The sequence below is a fragment of the Arthrobacter sp. sptzw32 genome (genome assembly GCF_059089735.1).
In genome coordinates this window covers 32,508-50,392 of the sequence record NZ_JBNHEZ010000009.1, presented here as the reverse complement: position 1 = coordinate 50,392, position 17,885 = coordinate 32,508, and the positions used below count along the sequence as shown (strand labels likewise).

18 protein-coding genes are annotated in these 17,885 nt (G+C 65.1%); 10 read left to right on the top strand and 8 right to left on the bottom strand.

The features are described from left to right. Positions 1–53 precede the first annotated feature (53 nt). The 5 genes from AC5RVN_RS16100 (at position 54) to AC5RVN_RS16080 (ending at position 4,583) form a co-directional block, all read left to right on the top strand. Positions 54–1,340, top strand: coding sequence for an MFS transporter (locus AC5RVN_RS16100; RefSeq protein ID WP_494138605.1), 1,287 nt, complete (start codon positions 54–56; stop codon positions 1,338–1,340). Between the two features lie 138 nt (positions 1,341–1,478). Further along, positions 1,479–2,087, top strand: coding sequence for a TetR/AcrR family transcriptional regulator (locus AC5RVN_RS16095; RefSeq protein ID WP_494138604.1), 609 nt, complete (start codon positions 1,479–1,481; stop codon positions 2,085–2,087). 280 nt (positions 2,088–2,367) lie between these two features. After that, a complete protein-coding gene (locus AC5RVN_RS16090) occupies positions 2,368–3,567 on the top strand; it encodes an NAD(P)-dependent malic enzyme (protein WP_494138603.1) in 1,200 nt (399 codons plus the stop codon). Positions 3,568–3,665: 98 nt separating this feature from the next. Beyond that, positions 3,666–4,169, top strand: a complete 504-nt coding sequence (locus AC5RVN_RS16085) for a DUF456 domain-containing protein (protein ID WP_494042338.1) — start codon at positions 3,666–3,668, stop codon at positions 4,167–4,169. A 39-nt stretch (positions 4,170–4,208) separates the two neighbouring features. Further along, positions 4,209–4,583: a nuclear transport factor 2 family protein gene (locus AC5RVN_RS16080; RefSeq protein WP_494042337.1), complete on the top strand. Its 375-nt coding sequence runs from the start codon at positions 4,209–4,211 to the stop codon at positions 4,581–4,583. 1 nt (position 4,584) lies between these two features. Here AC5RVN_RS16080 and AC5RVN_RS16075 read toward each other — a convergent pair whose 3' ends face one another. Next, positions 4,585–4,791, bottom strand: a complete 207-nt coding sequence (locus AC5RVN_RS16075; protein WP_494042336.1) for a hypothetical protein — start codon at positions 4,789–4,791, stop codon at positions 4,585–4,587. 155 nt (positions 4,792–4,946) lie between these two features. On the opposite strand from AC5RVN_RS16075, the gene AC5RVN_RS16070 reads away from it, so the two are divergent. Continuing rightward, positions 4,947–5,924 carry a hypothetical protein gene (locus tag AC5RVN_RS16070; RefSeq protein WP_494042335.1) on the top strand — a complete coding sequence of 326 codons (978 nt, stop codon included), beginning with the start codon at positions 4,947–4,949 and terminating at the stop codon, positions 5,922–5,924. Here AC5RVN_RS16070 and AC5RVN_RS16065 read toward each other — a convergent pair whose 3' ends face one another. Further along, a complete protein-coding gene (locus AC5RVN_RS16065; RefSeq protein WP_494138602.1) occupies positions 5,925–6,578 on the bottom strand; it encodes a LysE family translocator in 654 nt (217 codons plus the stop codon). Positions 6,579–6,683: 105 nt separating this feature from the next. Here AC5RVN_RS16065 and AC5RVN_RS16060 point away from each other — a divergent pair, with 105 nt between their 5' ends. Then, positions 6,684–7,139, top strand: a complete 456-nt coding sequence (locus AC5RVN_RS16060) for an Lrp/AsnC family transcriptional regulator (RefSeq protein ID WP_494138601.1) — start codon at positions 6,684–6,686, stop codon at positions 7,137–7,139. 3 nt (positions 7,140–7,142) lie between these two features. Here AC5RVN_RS16060 and AC5RVN_RS16055 read toward each other — a convergent pair whose 3' ends face one another. Next, positions 7,143–7,601 carry an Lrp/AsnC family transcriptional regulator gene (locus tag AC5RVN_RS16055; protein WP_494042401.1) on the bottom strand — a complete coding sequence of 153 codons (459 nt, stop codon included), beginning with the start codon at positions 7,599–7,601 and terminating at the stop codon, positions 7,143–7,145. 341 nt (positions 7,602–7,942) lie between these two features. Here AC5RVN_RS16055 and gluQRS point away from each other — a divergent pair, with 341 nt between their 5' ends. Both gluQRS and AC5RVN_RS16045 read left to right on the top strand, forming a co-directional pair. Beyond that, positions 7,943–8,839: a tRNA glutamyl-Q(34) synthetase GluQRS gene (gene gluQRS, locus AC5RVN_RS16050; protein WP_494042332.1), complete on the top strand. Its 897-nt coding sequence runs from the start codon at positions 7,943–7,945 to the stop codon at positions 8,837–8,839. A gap of 59 nt (positions 8,840–8,898) precedes the next feature. Further along, positions 8,899–9,552 carry an HD domain-containing protein gene (locus tag AC5RVN_RS16045; RefSeq protein WP_494138600.1) on the top strand — a complete coding sequence of 218 codons (654 nt, stop codon included), beginning with the start codon at positions 8,899–8,901 and terminating at the stop codon, positions 9,550–9,552. Here the strand turns inward: AC5RVN_RS16045 and AC5RVN_RS16040 are convergent. The 3 genes from AC5RVN_RS16040 to AC5RVN_RS16030 all read right to left on the bottom strand — a co-directional run bounded on the left by AC5RVN_RS16040 (position 9,530) and on the right by AC5RVN_RS16030 (position 12,774). Further along, complete coding sequence (locus AC5RVN_RS16040) at positions 9,530–10,789, bottom strand: low temperature requirement protein A (RefSeq protein ID WP_494138599.1); 1,260 nt, start codon at positions 10,787–10,789, stop codon at positions 9,530–9,532. The genes AC5RVN_RS16045 and AC5RVN_RS16040 overlap by 23 nt on opposite strands. Positions 10,790–10,807: 18 nt before the next feature. Beyond that, on the bottom strand, positions 10,808–12,133 hold the full coding sequence (locus tag AC5RVN_RS16035; RefSeq protein ID WP_494138598.1) for an ATP-binding protein: 1,326 nt from the start codon (positions 12,131–12,133) through the stop codon (positions 10,808–10,810). Positions 12,134–12,285: 152 nt separating this feature from the next. Beyond that, positions 12,286–12,774 carry a universal stress protein gene (locus AC5RVN_RS16030; protein ID WP_494106122.1) on the bottom strand — a complete coding sequence of 163 codons (489 nt, stop codon included), beginning with the start codon at positions 12,772–12,774 and terminating at the stop codon, positions 12,286–12,288. A 230-nt stretch (positions 12,775–13,004) separates the two neighbouring features. Between AC5RVN_RS16030 and ggt the strand changes: the two genes are divergently transcribed. Then, positions 13,005–14,834 carry a gamma-glutamyltransferase gene (ggt, locus tag AC5RVN_RS16025; protein ID WP_494138597.1) on the top strand — a complete coding sequence of 610 codons (1,830 nt, stop codon included), beginning with the start codon at positions 13,005–13,007 and terminating at the stop codon, positions 14,832–14,834. Positions 14,835–14,920: 86 nt separating this feature from the next. Here the strand turns inward: ggt and AC5RVN_RS16020 are convergent, their stop codons facing one another. Together AC5RVN_RS16020 and AC5RVN_RS16015 are read right to left on the bottom strand one after the other, a co-directional pair. Then, a complete protein-coding gene (locus AC5RVN_RS16020) occupies positions 14,921–16,432 on the bottom strand; it encodes an amino acid permease (protein ID WP_494042326.1) in 1,512 nt (503 codons plus the stop codon). A gap of 33 nt (positions 16,433–16,465) precedes the next feature. Further along, positions 16,466–17,881, bottom strand: a complete 1,416-nt coding sequence (locus tag AC5RVN_RS16015; protein WP_494138596.1) for an aspartate ammonia-lyase — start codon at positions 17,879–17,881, stop codon at positions 16,466–16,468. Positions 17,882–17,885: the final 4 nt, after the last annotated feature.

The following is a 17,885-nucleotide window of genomic DNA, read 5'->3' as shown; positions in this document are numbered from 1 at the left end:
GCCCACGATAGTCTGATTCCGTCGCCAATCAGCCGTAGCCCGGGGAGCGAATCATGAGCCTGTCCGATACTCCCGCCCCCTTGGACCGGGGAGCCGTTCCGGAAGGTCCGGCGGCAGCCCTCGCCGAACCGACACGACGCGTCACTGCCCGGTGGATCACCGGGCTTGTCCTGGTCAACGTGGGCATTAACGCGGCCTTTTTTGGCCCCATCAACGTGTTCCTTGGGCAGCAGGCCATCGGGATTGACGAGGACAGCAAGGAAGCGATCCTGTCCCTCGTGTTGGGTTGCGGCGCTGCAGTGTCCCTGGTGGCCAACCCTTTGTTTGGCGCTTTCTCGGACCGGACAACCTCCCGATTTGGCCGCCGGTCTCCCTGGGTGCTCGCCGGCGCAATCCTGGCTACGGCTGCACTCCTGGCGCTCTCGGGCGCCACGACCGTTGCCCTTATGGTGCTGTTCTGGTGCCTGGTGCAGCTGGGGGCCAACGCGGCCTACGCGGCGATCACTGCCGCAGTCCCGGACCGCGTACCGGTGCTGCAGCGCGGTGGAGTGGGTGGGTTGGCCGCTATGGGCCAAACGGTGGGGATCCTGATCGGCGCAGTTTTTGGCGCCGTCGTCAGCGGCAACTACATGGTGGGCTACGCATTGTGCGCCGGGGCGCTGATCGTCTCCGTGCTGCCTTATCTCTTCCACCCCAACGATCCCCAGCTGCCGCTGGACCACCGCCCGCCTTTCGCCTGGGTCAGCTTTGTCCGGAGCTTTTGGATCAGCCCCGTCCGCTACCCGGACTTCGCCTGGGCCTGGCTCACCCGCTTCCTTGTTAACGTGTGCAACCAATTGACCATTGTGTACCTGCTCTTTTTCCTTCGGGACGTCCTCAAACATGAGGACCCGGCCCTGGGAGTCCTGACCCTGACCGGCATTTACGCGCTGATGGTCATGATCTCCGCGGTGGTGGCGGGGCGGTGGAGCGACCGGGTGGGCCGGCGGAAGCCTTTCGTGATCGGGTCCTCTGCAGTCATTGCCGCGGCGGGGCTGACACTGGCCTTCTTCCCCGTTTGGACGGGCGCACTTGTTGGAGCCGCCATCCTGGGCGTGGGGTTCGGAGCCTATCTTGCTGTTGACCTCGCGCTGCTGACCCAGGTCCTGCCCATGGCTGCGGACCGGGGCAAGGATATGGGCATCATCAACGTGGCGAGCTCGCTTCCCCAGGTGTTCGCGTCCCTGCTCGCGTTCCTCGCTGTGACGTACTTCGGCGGGTACCTCACGTTGTTCATCACGGCAGCAGTCGTTGGCCTGCTGGGTGCGGTGTTCGTGGTGAAGATCAAGGGCGTCCGGTGACCCTGCCGAGGGGCCGGAACTAAGCCACCTGACGAATTCCGCCACATGGCGGTGCCGTATAGTTGAACCGGATTTGCAGGCGGTCCGGGATGAAGACGCTCCCGGCTGCAGCACCGTCGAACACAACCCGGAAAACAGATGCCTGAGACCTTTCCAGACCATCCGCCAATGGCCGCCATACCCTCCGCTCCCCGCCAGCGGCTCCGTTATGCGCGCATCCTCGAGGCCGCCGGCGGCTATGCCAGGAAGGGCCTGGACGCAGTGGAGCTGCCCGAGGTGGCGGCCAAGGCTGATGTGCCCCTGGGGACGCTGTACCGCTACTTCCCCACCAGCACGCACCTGATGCTCGCGCTCTACCGCCAGCAGCTCGGGGAATTGCAGATTGCCGGGCGCACCACCGCGTCGCGCTTCCGGGGCAGGGCGCTGGGCGGATTGCTGATGGAGATGTTCCATATGCGCGTTATGCAGCCCGCCGTCGAGCAGTGCCTGAGCCGCGGGATCTATCTTCCCGACGGAGACACTACCGCGCTCCTGCGCGACATCGATGCGCTGAGCGAAAAGCTGGTAGCCAATGCCTCCGGAGACGCAACCGCTGCCCGGGTGCTACTGCTGACCGTCACTGGTCTGGTCCAGTCCGTCCGCAGCCGCCGCCTTTCCCTCTTCGAGGCGGAGGAAGACCTTAAAAAGGCCTGCGCACGGCTCGCGCCGGCCACCGAAGGCAGCTACACACTTCACCGAAGCGCGTAACCGGTCTAGACCATCAAGCGCATAAATCGCACTTATTTCCGTGACGCGGATCACGAGGGGCGGTGGAAAACCGTTTTGGCAGGCTGCATGTTTGTCAAAACGGGCAGCAGGCGTCCGCTTCGCTGCCTACCATGGTCCACAACGGAGCGGCTGGGCCACCACCGAAGCTCCCAAGGACCCGCCACCCCAGGGTTTTCCGCCGCACCACCTTCGACTCGTGCCTGTTCGGGTATGAGCCCCTTGTGCCGTGTGCCCACGGCGAGTACCAGGAGACAACGACGTGTCCATTGACGCAATTGCAGCCACTGATATTTCCGCAGCCACCGCGCTGAGCGAAGCCGAGATCTTCGACGCCCACCAGGGCGGCAAGCTCTCCATCGCCAGCACGGTGCCGCTGTCCAACAAGCGCGACCTGTCCATCGCCTACACCCCTGGCGTGGCTGAAGTCAGCCGCGCCATCCACAAGCAGCCTGAGCTTGCCCGCACCCTGACCTGGGCCGAGCGTCTGGTGGTCGTGGTCAGCGACGGCACTGCGGTCCTGGGCCTGGGCAACATCGGGGCCAGCGCCTCCCTGCCCGTGATGGAGGGCAAGTCGGCCCTGTTCAAGACCTTCGGCGACCTTGACTCCATTCCGTTGGTGCTCAACACCACGGACGTGGATGAAATCGTTGAGACCCTGGTGCGCCTGCGCCCCAGCTTCGGCGCCGTCAACCTCGAGGACATCGCCGCTCCGCGCTGCTTCGAGCTTGAGGAAAAGCTTATTGAAGCCCTGGACTGCCCCGTTATGCACGATGACCAGCACGGCACCGCCGTGGTTGCCCTTGCAGCGCTGACCAACGCAGCAAAGGTGACCGGCCGCCAGCTGGAGAGCCTGCGCGTGGTGGTTTCCGGTGCCGGTGCCGCCGGCATCGCCGTCGCCGAAATCCTGCTCGCCGCCGGCATCACCGACGTGGTCCTCCTCGACTCCCGCGGCATCATCAACAGCGCCCGTACCGACCTTGCTGCGGACCAGGCCAGCAAAAAGGCCGACATCGCCGGCCGCAGCAACCCCCGCGCCCTGGCGGGCGGCCCTGCCGAGGCGCTGGCCGGTGCCGACGTCTTTATCGGTGTCTCCTCCTCGAAACTGGACGAGGAACACCTGGCCCTGATGAACCAGGACGCCATCGTGTTCGCCCTCTCCAACCCGGACCCCGAGGTCCTGCCCGAGGTTGCAGTGAAGTATGCCGCCGTGGTGGCCACCGGCCGCAGTGACTTCCCGAACCAGATCAACAACGTGCTGGCCTTCCCGGGCATCTTCCGCGGCGCCTTGGACGCAGGTGCCCGGCGGATCACCCCCGCGATGAAGCTTGCCGCCGCCAACGCCATCGCTGACCTCGCGGCGGAGGACCTCGCGGCCGACTACATTGTGCCCAGTCCGCTGGACCCGCGGGTTGCTCCGGCTGTCACCGCGGCCGTTGCCGCAGCGGTGGAAGCAAAGTAGCAGCACACCGCTTTCCTGAAATTACGACGGCGGTGCCTCCCCTGCGCGGGTGGCACCGCCGTCGGGGGTTATCCGGGCCGAACCATAGACTGGGGACCATGAACTCGGAAACCGTGGTGACCGTCCTGTGCGGCCTGGCAATTCTTGTAGGCGTGGCAGGCACCGTGATCCCGGTGCTTCCGGGCAGCATCCTGATCGGCGCCAGTCTGTTGGCGTGGGCCATCTGGGGCGGAGCCGGCACCGCAGGGTGGGTGGTGTTCGCGATTGCCATGCTGTTTGTGGTTGCGGGCATGGCCGCCGGCGCCGTCCTCACGGGCAGGAAGCTCAAGGAACACGCCATCCCCAGCAGAAGCATTGCGGCCGCCCTGGTTACGGGCGTAGTGGGCATGTTCATTATTCCCGTGGTGGGGCTCTTCGTCGGATTTGCGGCCGGCCTGCTGCTGAGCGAATTCCTCCGCACCCGCAACATCGGTACAGCGACGACTTCGAGCTGGGCAGCCCTCAAAGCCACCGGGCTGGGCATGCTCGCCGAGTTCGGCCTGGCATGCCTCGCGGCCAGCACCTGGGTGATCGGTGTGTGGGTCGCGGCCGCGAACGGCTGAGCCCTTGCGGCCTCAAACGGCAGGGCGTAGAACGGCACCATGACTGAGCAACGTTCGGCGCAGGAGCAGGTGTCCGCCTGGATGGAGAAGTACCAAACCGCATGGACCAGCAACAGGCCCGAGGACATCCGTGCGCTCTTCACCGCGGACGCAAGGTATGAGACGCGGCCCCATGACCCCGCGGCATGGCAGGGGCTGGACAGAATCATTGAAGGGTGGCTCGCCGCCCGCGATGAGCCCGGGGACTGGAGCTTCAGCTGGGAGCTGCTGGGCGCGGACGGCGACACCGTTTTTATCCAGGGCGTTACCACCTATTCCGGCGGCCGACCTACCTATGACAACCTCTGGGTACTCCAGCTGGACGGCTCCGGCAGGGCATCGGCCTTCACGGAATGGTTTATGGAACGGCCATGAGCTAGAGGCCCAGCCCTCCCAGCTTGTCCCCGAGGCCGCCAGGGAGTTTCCCCAGCAGATCTGCGGGGTTGATGCCCAGCTTGGACAGGATTCCGGCATGCTGGTCCGTGTCCACCTGGTCCGGCAGCTCCGAGTCGGCCTGGGCGGCCTTGTCATGGTCCCCCTGGTTTCGAAGGAGCTCGAGGATCTGGGATTTGTCGATTTGCACTGTGCTCTCCTTATTGACGGCGGAACTGCTAAGGGTGCTTACCAGCCTTGCGGAAATTCCCAGCCGGAACAAGTACCGGCCGCCGCGCGGCCCGGCCACGGGCCACCCGGGAGCAACCGCTCCGCACTGCTGGAAGTCGCGGCTAGCATGGAAAGATGATGCCCGGGGACCCTCCACCGATCTATTGGGACAGCAGAGACCTCACACCGTTCGGCCAGCCCCAGCTGCGGACGCCAGTCCATGAGCTCGCCGGGGGAGTGGGCGGCCTGCTCACCGGTGTGCTCGGCGGACGCCACCCGGCCCTGCTGTCAGTGGACGGTGAAATCCCACGGCTCAAACGGATGCTGCCAAAGCCCGCCAAGGCCGTACACGAGGCAGTCTTCGCCAGCCGCCATCCCGAACAGCTGATCACCCTGGCACGGGCTTATCCCGGATGGGCCGGGCTCTGCTACCTCATGGCCGGACTGCTGGTCTACAAGCAGGGCGGCTACCTTCGAGCGTCGGAACTTCTCCAGCGCGGGCTTACCACCAGGAATGAAGACGAAGCCAACCGTTATTCCTCCACCTACCTCACCAGGATCGTCACCCAAATCGAACTGGCCGAACGGGTGGAAATCCCCATCCTGTTCAGCGAGGAGTCGGTGTTCCTCGCACTGGCACATTCGTTGCGGGAGACGGGGCGCACGGAGGCAGCGTTGGACGCCCTAAGCGGGCTGCCGCCGTCGCTCCCCATGGCCTTGGCGCGCTGTTCGCTGGCGCTGACCCTCGGCCGGAGCCGCACAGTGATCGACTGGACCGATGGCCTGCTCAACGCGGACGATCTTTCTGCCGCCCTGTTGCTCGTGCGGGCGCGGGCGCTGCGGCGGGAGGGCCGGCTGGAGGCGGCGAACCAGGCCCTGGCCGAGGTCCTGCGGCGGCGGAAGACGCACCTGACCCTGCGGAACGACGCCCTGACGGACCGTGCGCTCCTGCTTCTTGACTCCAGCCGGAGATCGCTCAACCCCCGGGACTGGGGGCGGCGGCGCGAGGACCCGGTGCCGCAGCGGGAAATCGCCGGACCGGTTCCCATCCGCAAAGACGAGGAAATGCGCCGCATCTGGGAACAGGACTGGAAACAGCTCAGCGACGACTAGTTAGGCACCGTCACCCAGGGCCCCGCCAAGGAGCGGCAGGAGCTGTTCTCCGAGCAGTACCGCCGCCAGCACCACCATGATCACACCGCTGGCCAGGGTCACCGTCCGGGCAGCACCCGGCCGGCTTTGCAGCAGGGTGCGGGACAACAGGGCGACGGCGGTGTATACGAGCCCCGCAAGCAGTACGAACGTCATGCCGAGCAGGCCCGACTGGACCGGGACGGGCAGGGGCGCCTCTGCGCTGACAAACTGCGGAACGAGGGCCACATAGAAAAGCAGGCCCTTGGGGTTGATGCCGCTGGTTCCCATGCCCTGGAGGAAGGAGCGAAGCCGCGTATGTCCTTCGCTGCCGGTGCCGGCCGAAAAGCTGGCCCCGCGCCAGGAGCGAAGGGTGCTCACCCCGAGCCACAGCAGGTAGCCGGCGCCGGCAAGGGTGATCCAGCCAAGGACCCCGGGCATCCCCGTGAGCAGGGCAGCAAGGCCGGCCACCAGCAGGACCGTGTGGAGGACATATCCGCCGCACAGCCCTGCCACCGCCGGCACGAAGCTGCGCTGCCTCAGACCTGCGGCGATGGAGTACGCCCAGTCCACCCCTGGCGTGCAGGCCAACGCTGCAGCCACCAGCACAAAAGCCAAGAACAGCTCCGGATTCATCGTTTCTCCTGCCAGGTGGGGTGTCAGGAGAAACCCTAGATACTTTCCGTCCGGAAGTGCTGTCCTTTCTCGCCCGAGCTGCTGCTCCGGCGGTAAGATTCTTGCGTGATTGACCATATTGACAGAAATATTTTGCGCCACCTTAAAAAGGATGGCAGGATGACTGCCACGGCGCTCGCCGGGAAGGTTGGCTTGACCGTCGCTCCCTGCCATCGGCGGCTGCGGGATCTGGAACGTTCGGGCGTGATTCGGGGCTACCGGGCGGACATTGATCCATCGGCTGTTGGCTTGGGATTCGAGGCGATTGTGTTCGTCACCCTTCGGCAGGTGGACCGTTCCACCATGGAGGTTTTCGAAAACCGTGTCGCGGACAATCCCAATGTCGTGGAGGCCCAGCGGCTCTTCGGATCGCCCGACTACCTGCTGAAGGTTATCGCCGAGGATCTGCCCGCCTACCAGCGCTTCTATGATGCCGAACTGACGTCCCTGCCCGGGGTTGAGCGGCTGACGTCCACCCTTGTCATGAAAAACCTCAAGTCCAACGCGGGGCCCCCGGTTTAGCTGTCAATCGTTGAGCAGGCCGGTGGTGCGGTAGGGGATGACTTCACGGAGGAACATGCTGGTGGAAGTCCGTACGATGCCCGGGCACAACCTGATTTCCTCCGAAACGCGGTAGAGGTCGTCTGGGCTGGCGGCTACTACGCGAATCAGCAGGTCCGTGTCCCCGGCCGGCGCGTGGCACTCAAGTACCTCTGGGATTTTGCGGAGCGCGGCAATGGCCTCGTTGAGGTGGCTCTGGTCCAGTTCCGCGCTGACCGAAGCAGCGACTCCTCGGCCCAGTGCGGCGGGAAGAACCCTGCTGCTGTTCGGGCGCAGCGCTCCGGACGCCGTCATCCGTTCCAGCCTGGTCTGCACGGTTCCGCGGGCCAGGCCCAGCCGCTGGGCCAGCACCATAACGGGAACACGCGGGTCTTCGTCCAGGCCCTTCAGGATGCGCTTGTCCGTGGCGTCCAGTTCCTGCAATTTGATCAGTTCCTGCCGGTTCGGGCCTGACGCATGGATCAGACTGACCAAGTGGCGCGTTGCTTGTTGTTCCAACTGTAGGTTGTCTGCTCAAATGATGGCAATAAAGGCAAGAGCTACCGCTTGACCCCCACCGGCTTACAGGCTCCCGGCACACCACCCGGGTTCTGGACACCGCCTCCCGCAAGGAGGCCGCCGCTGATTGACACTTGTTCACACCATAGTCATTCTGCAAACACGGCAAGAGCCCCTGGGCTACCGGCGTCGGATTCCCGAAGTCACCGGTAGCTGAGGGGCTCTTGAGTTGTCCCGCGCATCGTTGCGGCGAATAGGGTTGACCCATGACCTCCGCAGGCCGCTTTGCCCCCAGCCCTTCCGGGGAACTTCACGTGGGGAATCTCCGGACAGCCGTACTCGCCTGGCTTTTTGCCCGTTCCACCGGCCGGAAGTTCCTGCTCCGCGTCGAGGACCTGGACCGCGCACGCGCCGGCGCGGAAGCGGAGCAGCTGCGGGACCTGGAGGCCATCGGCATCACCTGGGATGGCGATGTGGTGCGACAGACTGCCCGGAGCTCCCTTTACGCCCAGGCGATCGCGCGCCTGGAGTCGGCCGGCCTGACCTACGAGTGCTTCTGCACCCGGCGCGAAATCCAGGAGGCACCGTCCGCCCCGCACGCCCCGCAGGGTGCCTATCCGGGGACCTGCCGCAACCTTGACCCCGCCGAGCTGGAGTTCAAGCGCTCCACGCGGCCGGCCGCTGTCCGGCTGCGCGCCGATACATCCCGGTACACCGTGCACGACCTGCTCCACGGCACGTACACAGGCCTGGTGGACGACTTTGTGCTCCGCCGCAACGACGGCGTGACCGCCTACAACCTTGCCGTGGTGGTGGACGACGCCGAACAGGGTATCGACCAGGTGGTCCGCGGCGACGACCTGCTGCCGTCGACGCCACGGCAGGCCTTTCTCGCGTCGCTCCTGAATATTCCAGTTCCGGAATATGCGCATGTTCCGCTGGTGGTGAATGCCGACGGCGCCCGCCTGGCGAAGCGCGACGGTGCAGTGACATTGCTGGATCTGTCGGTGGCGGGATGCCCTGCCGCTGTAGTACGCGACCGGTTACTGGAATCGCTGGGACTGCCGGCCGGGCCTCTGGAGAAAGCCCTGGCAGCATTCGATCCCGCTGACGTCCCGAGGGAGCCCTGGGTATACAACGGCATCAAGCCTGCCGCGCACTGATTTCCGCCATGAGGGAGCCCGGTTGAGCCAACGCAGCCCGCTCAGCCTAGGCTTAGAACATGTCAGACCAGCAGGCCGCGGAGCAGAGCCCGGCGCCCAAATTCACGGTAGAGACTGCAAAGGTCCTTGCCGAGGTGGCCCACAACCGGCAAAAGGACAAACTGAAGCGTCCGTACCGTGAGCATGTCCTCGCCGTTGGTGACGCCCTCGCCGATTTCGACGAAGACATCAGGATCGCCGGATACCTGCACGATATCGCGGAGGACACTCCCATCACCCGCCAGGCGCTGCTGGATATGGGGGTCTCGGAGCGGGCCGTGGAGATCATTGAACGCGTTACCAACCGGCTCCACAGCAACCCGGACGATTATCAGGCCGGTATTCGGGAAATCGCCGAGGACCACGACGCAGCCTTGGTCAAGATTGCGGACAACGCGCACAACTCACTGCCCGAGAGGGTCAAGGCGCTGGCTGAGAAATGGCCGGACAAACCGCCTGTCACCAAGTACCGCGACGCACGTCCTGTGCTGTATGCCGCCGTCGAGGTGGAGGAAGTACGGAAGATCCTGGCCCGGGTGAACCCGTGGCTGCTGCAGGAGTTGGACGACCAGCTGGATGAGGAAGACACCACCGATTACGAAAACCTGTCCTACGGGGAGCCGGATGGCGCGGGCGGGACGGCATTGGACGCTAGGACGGGCGGGGAGCGGTAGTCTCCGCCTCCAGCTTCTCCAGGGCGTGATGCAGGCGGTCCGAGCCGCGTCGCTCGTCAACGACAATGGAAGCGCCAAGTGCAAGCACAATCACCAGCAGGCACACCGGGACCGACACTCCGGCCGCTGCCAGTCCCACCGCGGCCGCCAGCGCCATCAGGACCCCGCCGGCCACGGTAATAATAGTCCTGTCCCGGCCAACCATGACGCTGTACAGCCAGGTCAGGGAGCCCTTGAACAGTCCCACCGGAACCGCAATGCTGGCTACGGCCACTGCGGCACTGACGTGTGCCTCATGGTCGATGTAGTAGGCGGCCACGTGCAGGCCTGCTCCCGTCGCCGCAATGGCGGCGAAGATGGGGATATGGCCGTAACCGAAGAGGAACGACCGGTGCCGGCGCACGTGCAGCGCCCGGCCGGAGGGCAGCATGAAGTAGATCCACCACATGGCGAATGCCAGGGCTGTTCCGCCGAAGCCCACCAACGCCGCGTCGAGGCTCCAGCCGTGGTTGGCAACGATGGCGCGCAGGGTTTCGATGGCACCGATGAGGCATTCCCCCAAGGCGATGATGGCCAGCAACCCGTACCGCTCGGCAATATGGTGTGCGTGCCACGGCGTCCTGGCTTTCCGCTCGGCGGCATACGGTGTCGCCATTTCCAGCGCCATCAAGGGCACAATCATGGCGAACGTGGTGGGAACATCGGCTTCGATGATCAGTACCGCAATCCATCCGAGCTGCACGAGCGCGAGGTACCGGGCGTAGCGCAGACACGTCCCGCGGCGCGCGGGATCCTGCCGGGCTGCCCGCAGCCACTGGGAGACCAGGGCCAACCGCATGAGCACGTAGCCGCCCACAATCACCGCGTTATCAACGTGGTCCCCCTCCACCAATGAATGGAACATCGGTTCAATTCCCATGGCGAGGATCAGGACTCCCACGATCTGGATCATGGTAACTACCCGGAAGATCCAGTCGTCAGTGTCGTAGGCACTGGCGAACCAGGTGAAGTTGATCCAGGCCCAGTTCACGGCGAACATCGCGAAGAAGAAGCCCAGCAGGCCGGGGATGAAGTGCGCCTCCGCGATCTCATGCGCGAACTGGCTTCCCGCCACGCTGAAGGCAATGACGAAGGTCAGGTCGAAGAAGAGTTCAAGAGGCGTGGCGGCACGGTGCTTTTCATGCGGATCGCGGCCACCCATCCGCGCCATGGCATGCCGAAGGGGATTGGAGGACATGAGTCAAAGATTACTGGCTTACACGCGGCCCAGTGCGTCGATGTCCTCCAGGAACTCCTGGTGCACTTCGGCGCTGACGGTGGTGCGGGTTTCGGAAATTGCGTCCAGGTAGTCCTGCGTGGAGGGCCCCTTCCGCACGGCATCACGGAGCGACGTGGTGCCGCCGGAAGCGGGACCGCCGTCGCCGTCCCTGCCGTAAACAACGTTTTCCAGCGCGCGCTGGGAGGCGCTGCGGGCGGCATACTCAATGTCGGCGGGGGAGAAGCCCTCGGTGCGCTCCACGAGCAGGTCCACGTCCACGGCGTCCACCACAAGTGCGGGGATGAAGCGTTGCCACATGGCTTCGCGGGCCTGCCGGTCGGGCAGCCCGATGGGGATGACGTAGTCAAAGCGGCCGTGCCGCAGGAAGGCGGAGTCCAGGGCGCGGATGAAGTTCGTGGCACAGACCAGCAGCCGGCCGGGCTGTTCGCGGAAGGCCGGGATGATCTTGAGCAGCTCGTTTGTGACGCCCTGCAGGGGAGAGGGCGGCTCCCCGGATCGCTGGGAAGCGATTTCCTCCACCTCGTCGATGAACACCACTGCATGCTCCAGCTCGGCGATCTCAAGGAAGGTTTCGCGGAGCGCGCCTGCCAGGCCCTGCGGGTCCGCGGCCAGCCGGGAGGGGAACACTTCGACGAAGGGCCACTCGAGGCGGGAGGCGATGGCTTTGGCGAAGGTGGTTTTGCCGGTGCCGGGCGGGCCGAAGAGGACGACGGCGCGCGGTGGGACGACACCGAACTCGTCGGCGAGGTCGGCCTCCGCCAACGGAAGCACCAGGCGGCGCTCCAGCAGTTCCTTTTCCTTCCGCATGCCGGCCACGTTCTCCCACAGGTCCCGGGCCAGGACGCGGCCGCCCAGCTGGCCCAGCGCGCCGAGTTCCTGGCGCTGGACGGGGATGGTCCGCTCGAAGTAGCGCAGGTTTTTCTTTAATGCGAAGCCGCGGCTCAGGAAGGCCTCCACGCGGGTTTCGGATTCCGGCATCAGCGCGGAGAGCTTGTTAAGCCCGTGCGGGGCCATGCGGTTCTCGACGGCGGCGAGCAGCGAGGTGCCGATGCCGCGGCCGCGGTATTCGGGGAGGGTGGCGAGGAAAACGATCCAGCCCTGGTCGTGCGCGGCGCGTCCGACGGCGGCGCCCACCACCTGGTCACCCTGCACCGCCACCACGGCGTGGTCCTTCTCGCACGAGGCCAGGACTTCGGAGAGTGCGTACACCGGTTCGACGTTGTGGGACTTGAGGGTTTCCCAGAGGTGCAGGATCCCGTCGAGGTCCGCTGAGTGGAAGTCCCTGATCCGCCAGTTGGTCATACCGTCTCCCGGTGTGGTTCGTCGTTGAACTGCTGAGTGCACGCACGCCACCCTTACCCGGCACGGGCACCAAGTGGCACTCAGCTGAGCATAGGGGATCGGCTTCCAACCGGGAGATGCGGGAGCGTTGCGTTACGCCGCGGGCTCGGGTCCTACAGCTTCGCAGCCTTCTTGTCCTTGGAGCCACGCCAGAGATGGTGGGGGCGATGGCTGCCGTCGGCGTGCACTACCAGGACCGGGCAGGCAGCGTGTGAGACGCACGCGGAGCTGACAGAGCCAAGGTGCATGCCAATGAAGCCGCCGTGCCCGCGGCGGCCCACCACCAGCATGGCGGCGTCCGTGCCGGCTTCGACGAGTTTGGCCGGCGCGGAGCCGCGGACCACTTCCTGGCTGATGTTCGTTGGGAGTTCCGGCCCGAACGCTTTTCCGAGCGCCTCGGTCAAGGTGTGCGCCGCAGCTGCCTGAAAGGCCTCAAAGTCCGGCGGCACGTAGCCGGCGTAGATCTGGGGGAAATCCCAGCAGGCCATGGCGTGGATCCGTGCGTTCAGCGCCGGGGCCAGCCGGGCCGCCAAACGCAGGGCCTGCACCGAGGAATCGGAGCCGTCCACCCCCACAACTATTTTTGCTTCCGGGTCGTTCATCACGGTCCTCCTCGACGGATGGCCGCCAAAGGCGGCGCCCGAAGTCCCGCCGCTTAAACGGCGGGATGCGGCTGAGGGTAGACCTGACCCGGGTGGCCGTCAAGGGGGTATTGCAGCCGGGGTGCGTGCAGGTGATTGAACGCCCAACAGGGGGTAGCAGCAGCCGTTGAGTGTCCCCTGCCCTAGGAGTAGCGTGACCCACATCACTTCCAACCCCTTCAGGAGCAACCATGCCACATCTGGGACGCCGGCTTGCAGCCATGACGGCGGCACTGGCAATGAGCGTGACCACAGGAGCGTTGGCCAGCCCCGCTGCTGCCCACCCGCAGCAGGCTGGTGACATCCAAAAGACCCCGACGGCTACGGGGTACGGCGGCGCGGTCAGCACCGTTGACCCTGACGCCTCCGCCGCGGCCATAGAAGTCCTCCGGAAGGGTGGCAACGCCGTGGACGCCGCCGTGGCCGCAGCCGCCACCCTCGGCGTCACCGAGCCTTACAGTGCCGGCATCGGCGGTGGTGGCTACTTCGTGTTCTACGATGCGAAGAGGGGCAAGGTCCGCACCATTGACGGCCGCGAGACGGCGCCGGCCGCCATGCCCGCAAATGCCTTCCTCAAACCTGGCAGCACCGAGCCGTACCCATTCAACAAGCAGGCAACCAGCGGGATCTCGGTGGGGGTACCGGGCACTCCGGCAACCTGGGAGCGGGCTTTGGACCGTTGGGGGAGCCTGAGCCTGAGGGAAGTGCTGAAGCCTGCAATTCATGTGGCGCAGCGGGGCTTCGTCGTGGACGAGACCTTCCGGCAGCAGACGCTTGAAAACAGGGACCGCTTCCTGCCCTTTGCAGCCACCAGGGAGCTTTTCCTTCCGGGGCCTAACAACGATGCGCCTGCCGTGGGGAGCATCCTGAAGAACCACGGTCTGGCGGAGTCGTACCGGCTTCTGGCCCGGGAGGGCATGGATGCGTTCTACGAGGGAGCCATCGCCGAGGAGATCGTTTCCACTGTCCGGAACGCACCGACAAATCCGGATCCGAATACCCTGCCCGGACCTGCAGGCGTCATGACCACAGAAGACCTGGATGACTACGAGGCCCTGGACCAGGACCCCACCCACGTGAACTACCGCGGCTATGACGTTTACGGCATGGCACCTTCCAGCAGTGGCGGCACCACGGTCGGGGAGGCCTTGAACATTTTGGAGGTGTTCGACCTTCCCGCTCTTGCCAATGACAAGCCAAAGGTCCTGCACCATTACCTTGAAGCCAGCGCCCTCGCTTTTGCCGATCGCGGCAAATATGTTGGCGATCCTGCTTTCGTGAACGTTCCTACGGAAGAACTCCTCGACCCGGTCTTCGGCAAGGAACGGGCCTGCGAGATTGATCCCTTGAAGGCGGCGCCGAAGCCAGTGCCGGCCGGCGACGTATCTTCCTACAATGGTGTGTGCGATCTGCCGGCCGCTGCACAGAGCAACCCAACTGATACTGAGAGGCTGTCAACCACCAACCTCACGGTCTCGGACAAGTGGGGCAACGTGGTGGAGTACACCCTTACCATCGAGCAGACCGGCGGCTCCGGCATCGTAGTCCCCGGTCGCGGCTTCATCCTGAACAATGAACTGACGGACTTTAACGTCCCCGCCAGCCCCACGGATGCGAACCGTATCGAGCCGGGCAAGCGGCCCCGCTCGTCCATGTCGCCAACCATCGTGCTGAAGGACGGCAAGCCGTTCGTGGCGCTCGGCTCGCCGGGCGGCGCAACGATTATCACCACCGTGCTGCAGACGCTCATCAACCGGATCGACCTCGGCATGAGCATCTCTGACGCGCTCGCCGCACCCCGTGCCTCCCAGCGGAATTCGGCAACGCCGCAGGCGGAACCGGCGTTCATTGCAGCCTACGAGGCTCAGCTCAAAGAGTACGGACACCCCGCCTTCAGCTCGGTTGCTGAGCTCGGTGCTGCCACCGCCATTGAATTCCTGCCGGACGGGCGTACTGTCGCGGCCGCTGAGCCGGTACGGCGCGGAGGCGGATCAGCGATGGTGGTGAAACCGTCACGCTAGCCCCGCCACTGAACAGTTAACGACGGCGGCACCCGGGTTCTGTAGCTCCAGAACCCGGGTGCCGCCGTCGTTGGTTGAATGCGGGGTTATTTCTTGAAGGTGTCCGCCGGCGGGTTGGCGACCACGGGGGAGATCCCGGTGAAGCCTTGGCGGGTTTCAGCGATTTCGTGGATGCGTTTGCGGCAGGCGTACCAGCCGAAGACCATCAGGACCGAGGCGATGGCCGTGACGAGCATGGTCAGCGGGGAATCGATGAACACCATGACCAGCACACCTGCCAGGAAGAGCAGCGAGAGGTAGCCGGTGTACGGGGCGCCGAACATCCGGAACGAGGGGCGCTTGAGCCAACCCTTGTTCGCCCAGCGCTGGAGCTGGATCTGGCACAGCACGATGGTTGCCCAGGTCATGATGATGCCTACAGAGGCCACGTTGAGGACGATTTCGAAGGCGTCGGCGGGCACGAGGTAGTTCAGGGGGACACCCAGCAGGGACACTCCTGCGGTGATGGCGATGCCGCCGTACGGTACGCCTGCCTTGTTCATGCGGGAGGCGAACTTGGGGGCGGAGCCGTTGACGGACATGGAGCGCAGGATGCGGCCGGTGGAGTACAGGCCGGCGTTGAGGGAAGACAGGGCGGCGGTGAGGACCACGAGGTTCATGATGACGTCCACGCCCTGGATGCCGATGGAGCCGAAGAACGTCACGAACGGGCTGACGCCCTTTTCGTAGGAGGTGTAGGGCAGGAGCAGGGCCAGCAGGATGACGGAGCCGACGTAGAACACGGCGATGCGGAAGACCACGGAGTTGATGGCCTTGGGCATGATCTTTTCCGGGTTTTCGGTTTCGCCGGCCGCGGTGCCCACGAGCTCAATGGAGGCGTAGGCGAACAGCACGCCCTGCATGAGGATGATCATGGGGAGCAGGCCGTTGGGGAAGACGCCGCCGTTGTCGGAGATGAGGCTGAGGCCCACCTGCTGGCCGTCCACGGGGGTGCCGAAGATGACGAAGTAGGTGCCGACGATGAGGAAGACCACCAGGGCGGCGACCTTGATCAGGGCGAACCAGAATTCCATTTCGCCGAAGACCTTCACCGAGACCAGGTTCAGTGCCAGGACCACCACGAGGGCGATCAGGGCCCAGGCCCACTGCGGGACTGCTGCCATCCAGGGTATGTAGTTGCCGAAGAAGTTCATGTACAGCGCGGCGGCGGTGATGTCCACGATGGTGGTGGTGGCCCAGTTGATCCAGTAGAACCAGCCGGAAACAAAGGCGGCCTTTTCGCCGAAGAATTCGCGGGCGTAGGAGACGAAGGAGCCCGAGGACGGCCGGTGCAGCACCAGTTCGCCCAGGGCCCGAAGGATCAGGAACGCGAAGAAGCCGCACACGGCGTAGGCGATGACGAGGGAGGGGCCCGCGGCGTTGAGGCGGCCGCCGGCGCCGAGGAAGAGCCCGGTGCCGATCGCGCCGCCGATGGCGATCATCTGGATCTGCCGCGGCTTGAGGTTCTTGTGGTAGCCCTTGTCCTCGGCGTGCAGTGCAGCCTCGGTGGCATGCGCCTGGGGCGGGACCGTGTGGTCCGTGATGGGGGAGTTTGTCATGGGGGAGTCCTTTGGGGGGTCCGGGGAGGGGGACTATTTGCTGAGGTTGGCGAGGCGTTCGGGGCTGAGGAGTTCCTGGAGTTGGGTGCTCGTGAGGAGTCCATGCTCGAGGACAAGCTCGGCGACGCCCTTGCCGGTGGCCAGTGCTTCCTGCGCGATGGCGGTGGCGGTGGCGTAGCCCAGATGGGGATTGAGGGCCGTGACCAGGCCGATGGACTGCTCCACCGTGCGGCGGAGGTGTTCGGTGTTGGCGGTGATGCCCCGGATGCAGCGCGCCGTGAGGGTGCGGCAGGCCGCTTCCAGGTGGGAAATGCTTTTGTGGAGGCTGTGGACAATGACGGGTTCGAAGGCGTTGAGCTGGAGCTGCCCGGCTTCGGCGGCCATGGTGATGGTGACGTCGTTGCCGATCACCTCATAGGCCACCTGGGAGACCACTTCCGGGATCACCGGGTTGATCTTACCGGGCATGATGGAGGAGCCGGACTGGACAGCCGGCAGGTTGATCTCGCCGAAGCCGGCGCGCGGACCGGACGAGAGCAGCCGGAGATCGTTGCAGATTTTGGAGAGCTTCACGGCGACGCGCTTCAGCACCCCTGAGAGGTGGACGAAGGCGCCCACGTCCTGGGTGGCTTCAATGAGGTCCGGAGCGGTGACCAGTGGCAGGCCGGTGATTTCTGCCAGGTGCCGGCAGGCCGCTGCGGTGTAGCCGGCCGGGGCGTTGAGGCTTGTGCCGATGGCCGTGGCACCGAGGTTGATTTCGTGGATCAGCAGGTCGGCTTCGGCAAGGCGGAGCCTGTCCTCCCCGATGGTGATGGCGTAGGTTCCGAATTCCTGGCCCAGTGTCATGGGGACGGCATCCTGCAGCTGCGTGCGCCCCATCTTGACCACCGTGCGGAACTCCAGCGCCTTTGCCGCGCACGCTTCCTCCAGTTCAGCCAGGGCGTCCAGCAGTTCCCGGGCGGCGAAGATGGTGCCCAGCTTGACGGCGGTGGGGTACACGTCGTTGGTGGACTGGGACAGGTTTACGTGGTCGTTGGGGTGCAAACGCTTGTAGTCGCCCTTGGGGTGGCCCAGGATTTCCAGGGCACGGTTGGCGATCACCTCGTTGGCATTCATGTTCGACGACGTTCCGGCGCCGCCCTGGATGACGTCCACGACGAACTGGTCGGCAAGCCGGCCGTCCAGGATGTCCTGGCAGGCCTGCTCGATGGCGTCAGAGCGTTCGGCGTCCAGCAGTCCGAGTTCTCGGTTGGTCCTGGCCGCGGCCAGTTTTACTGCTGCCAGGCCACGGACCAGGTGCATGTTGGAGGAGAGCTTCTGGCCGGTGATGGGGAAGTTTTCCACAGCACGCAGGGTGTGAACACCCCAATAGGCGTTGGCGGGGACGTCCCGGTCTCCGAGCAGGTCATGTTCAGAGCGGACTGCTGAGGTGGTGTCGGCGATTGTCATGGGG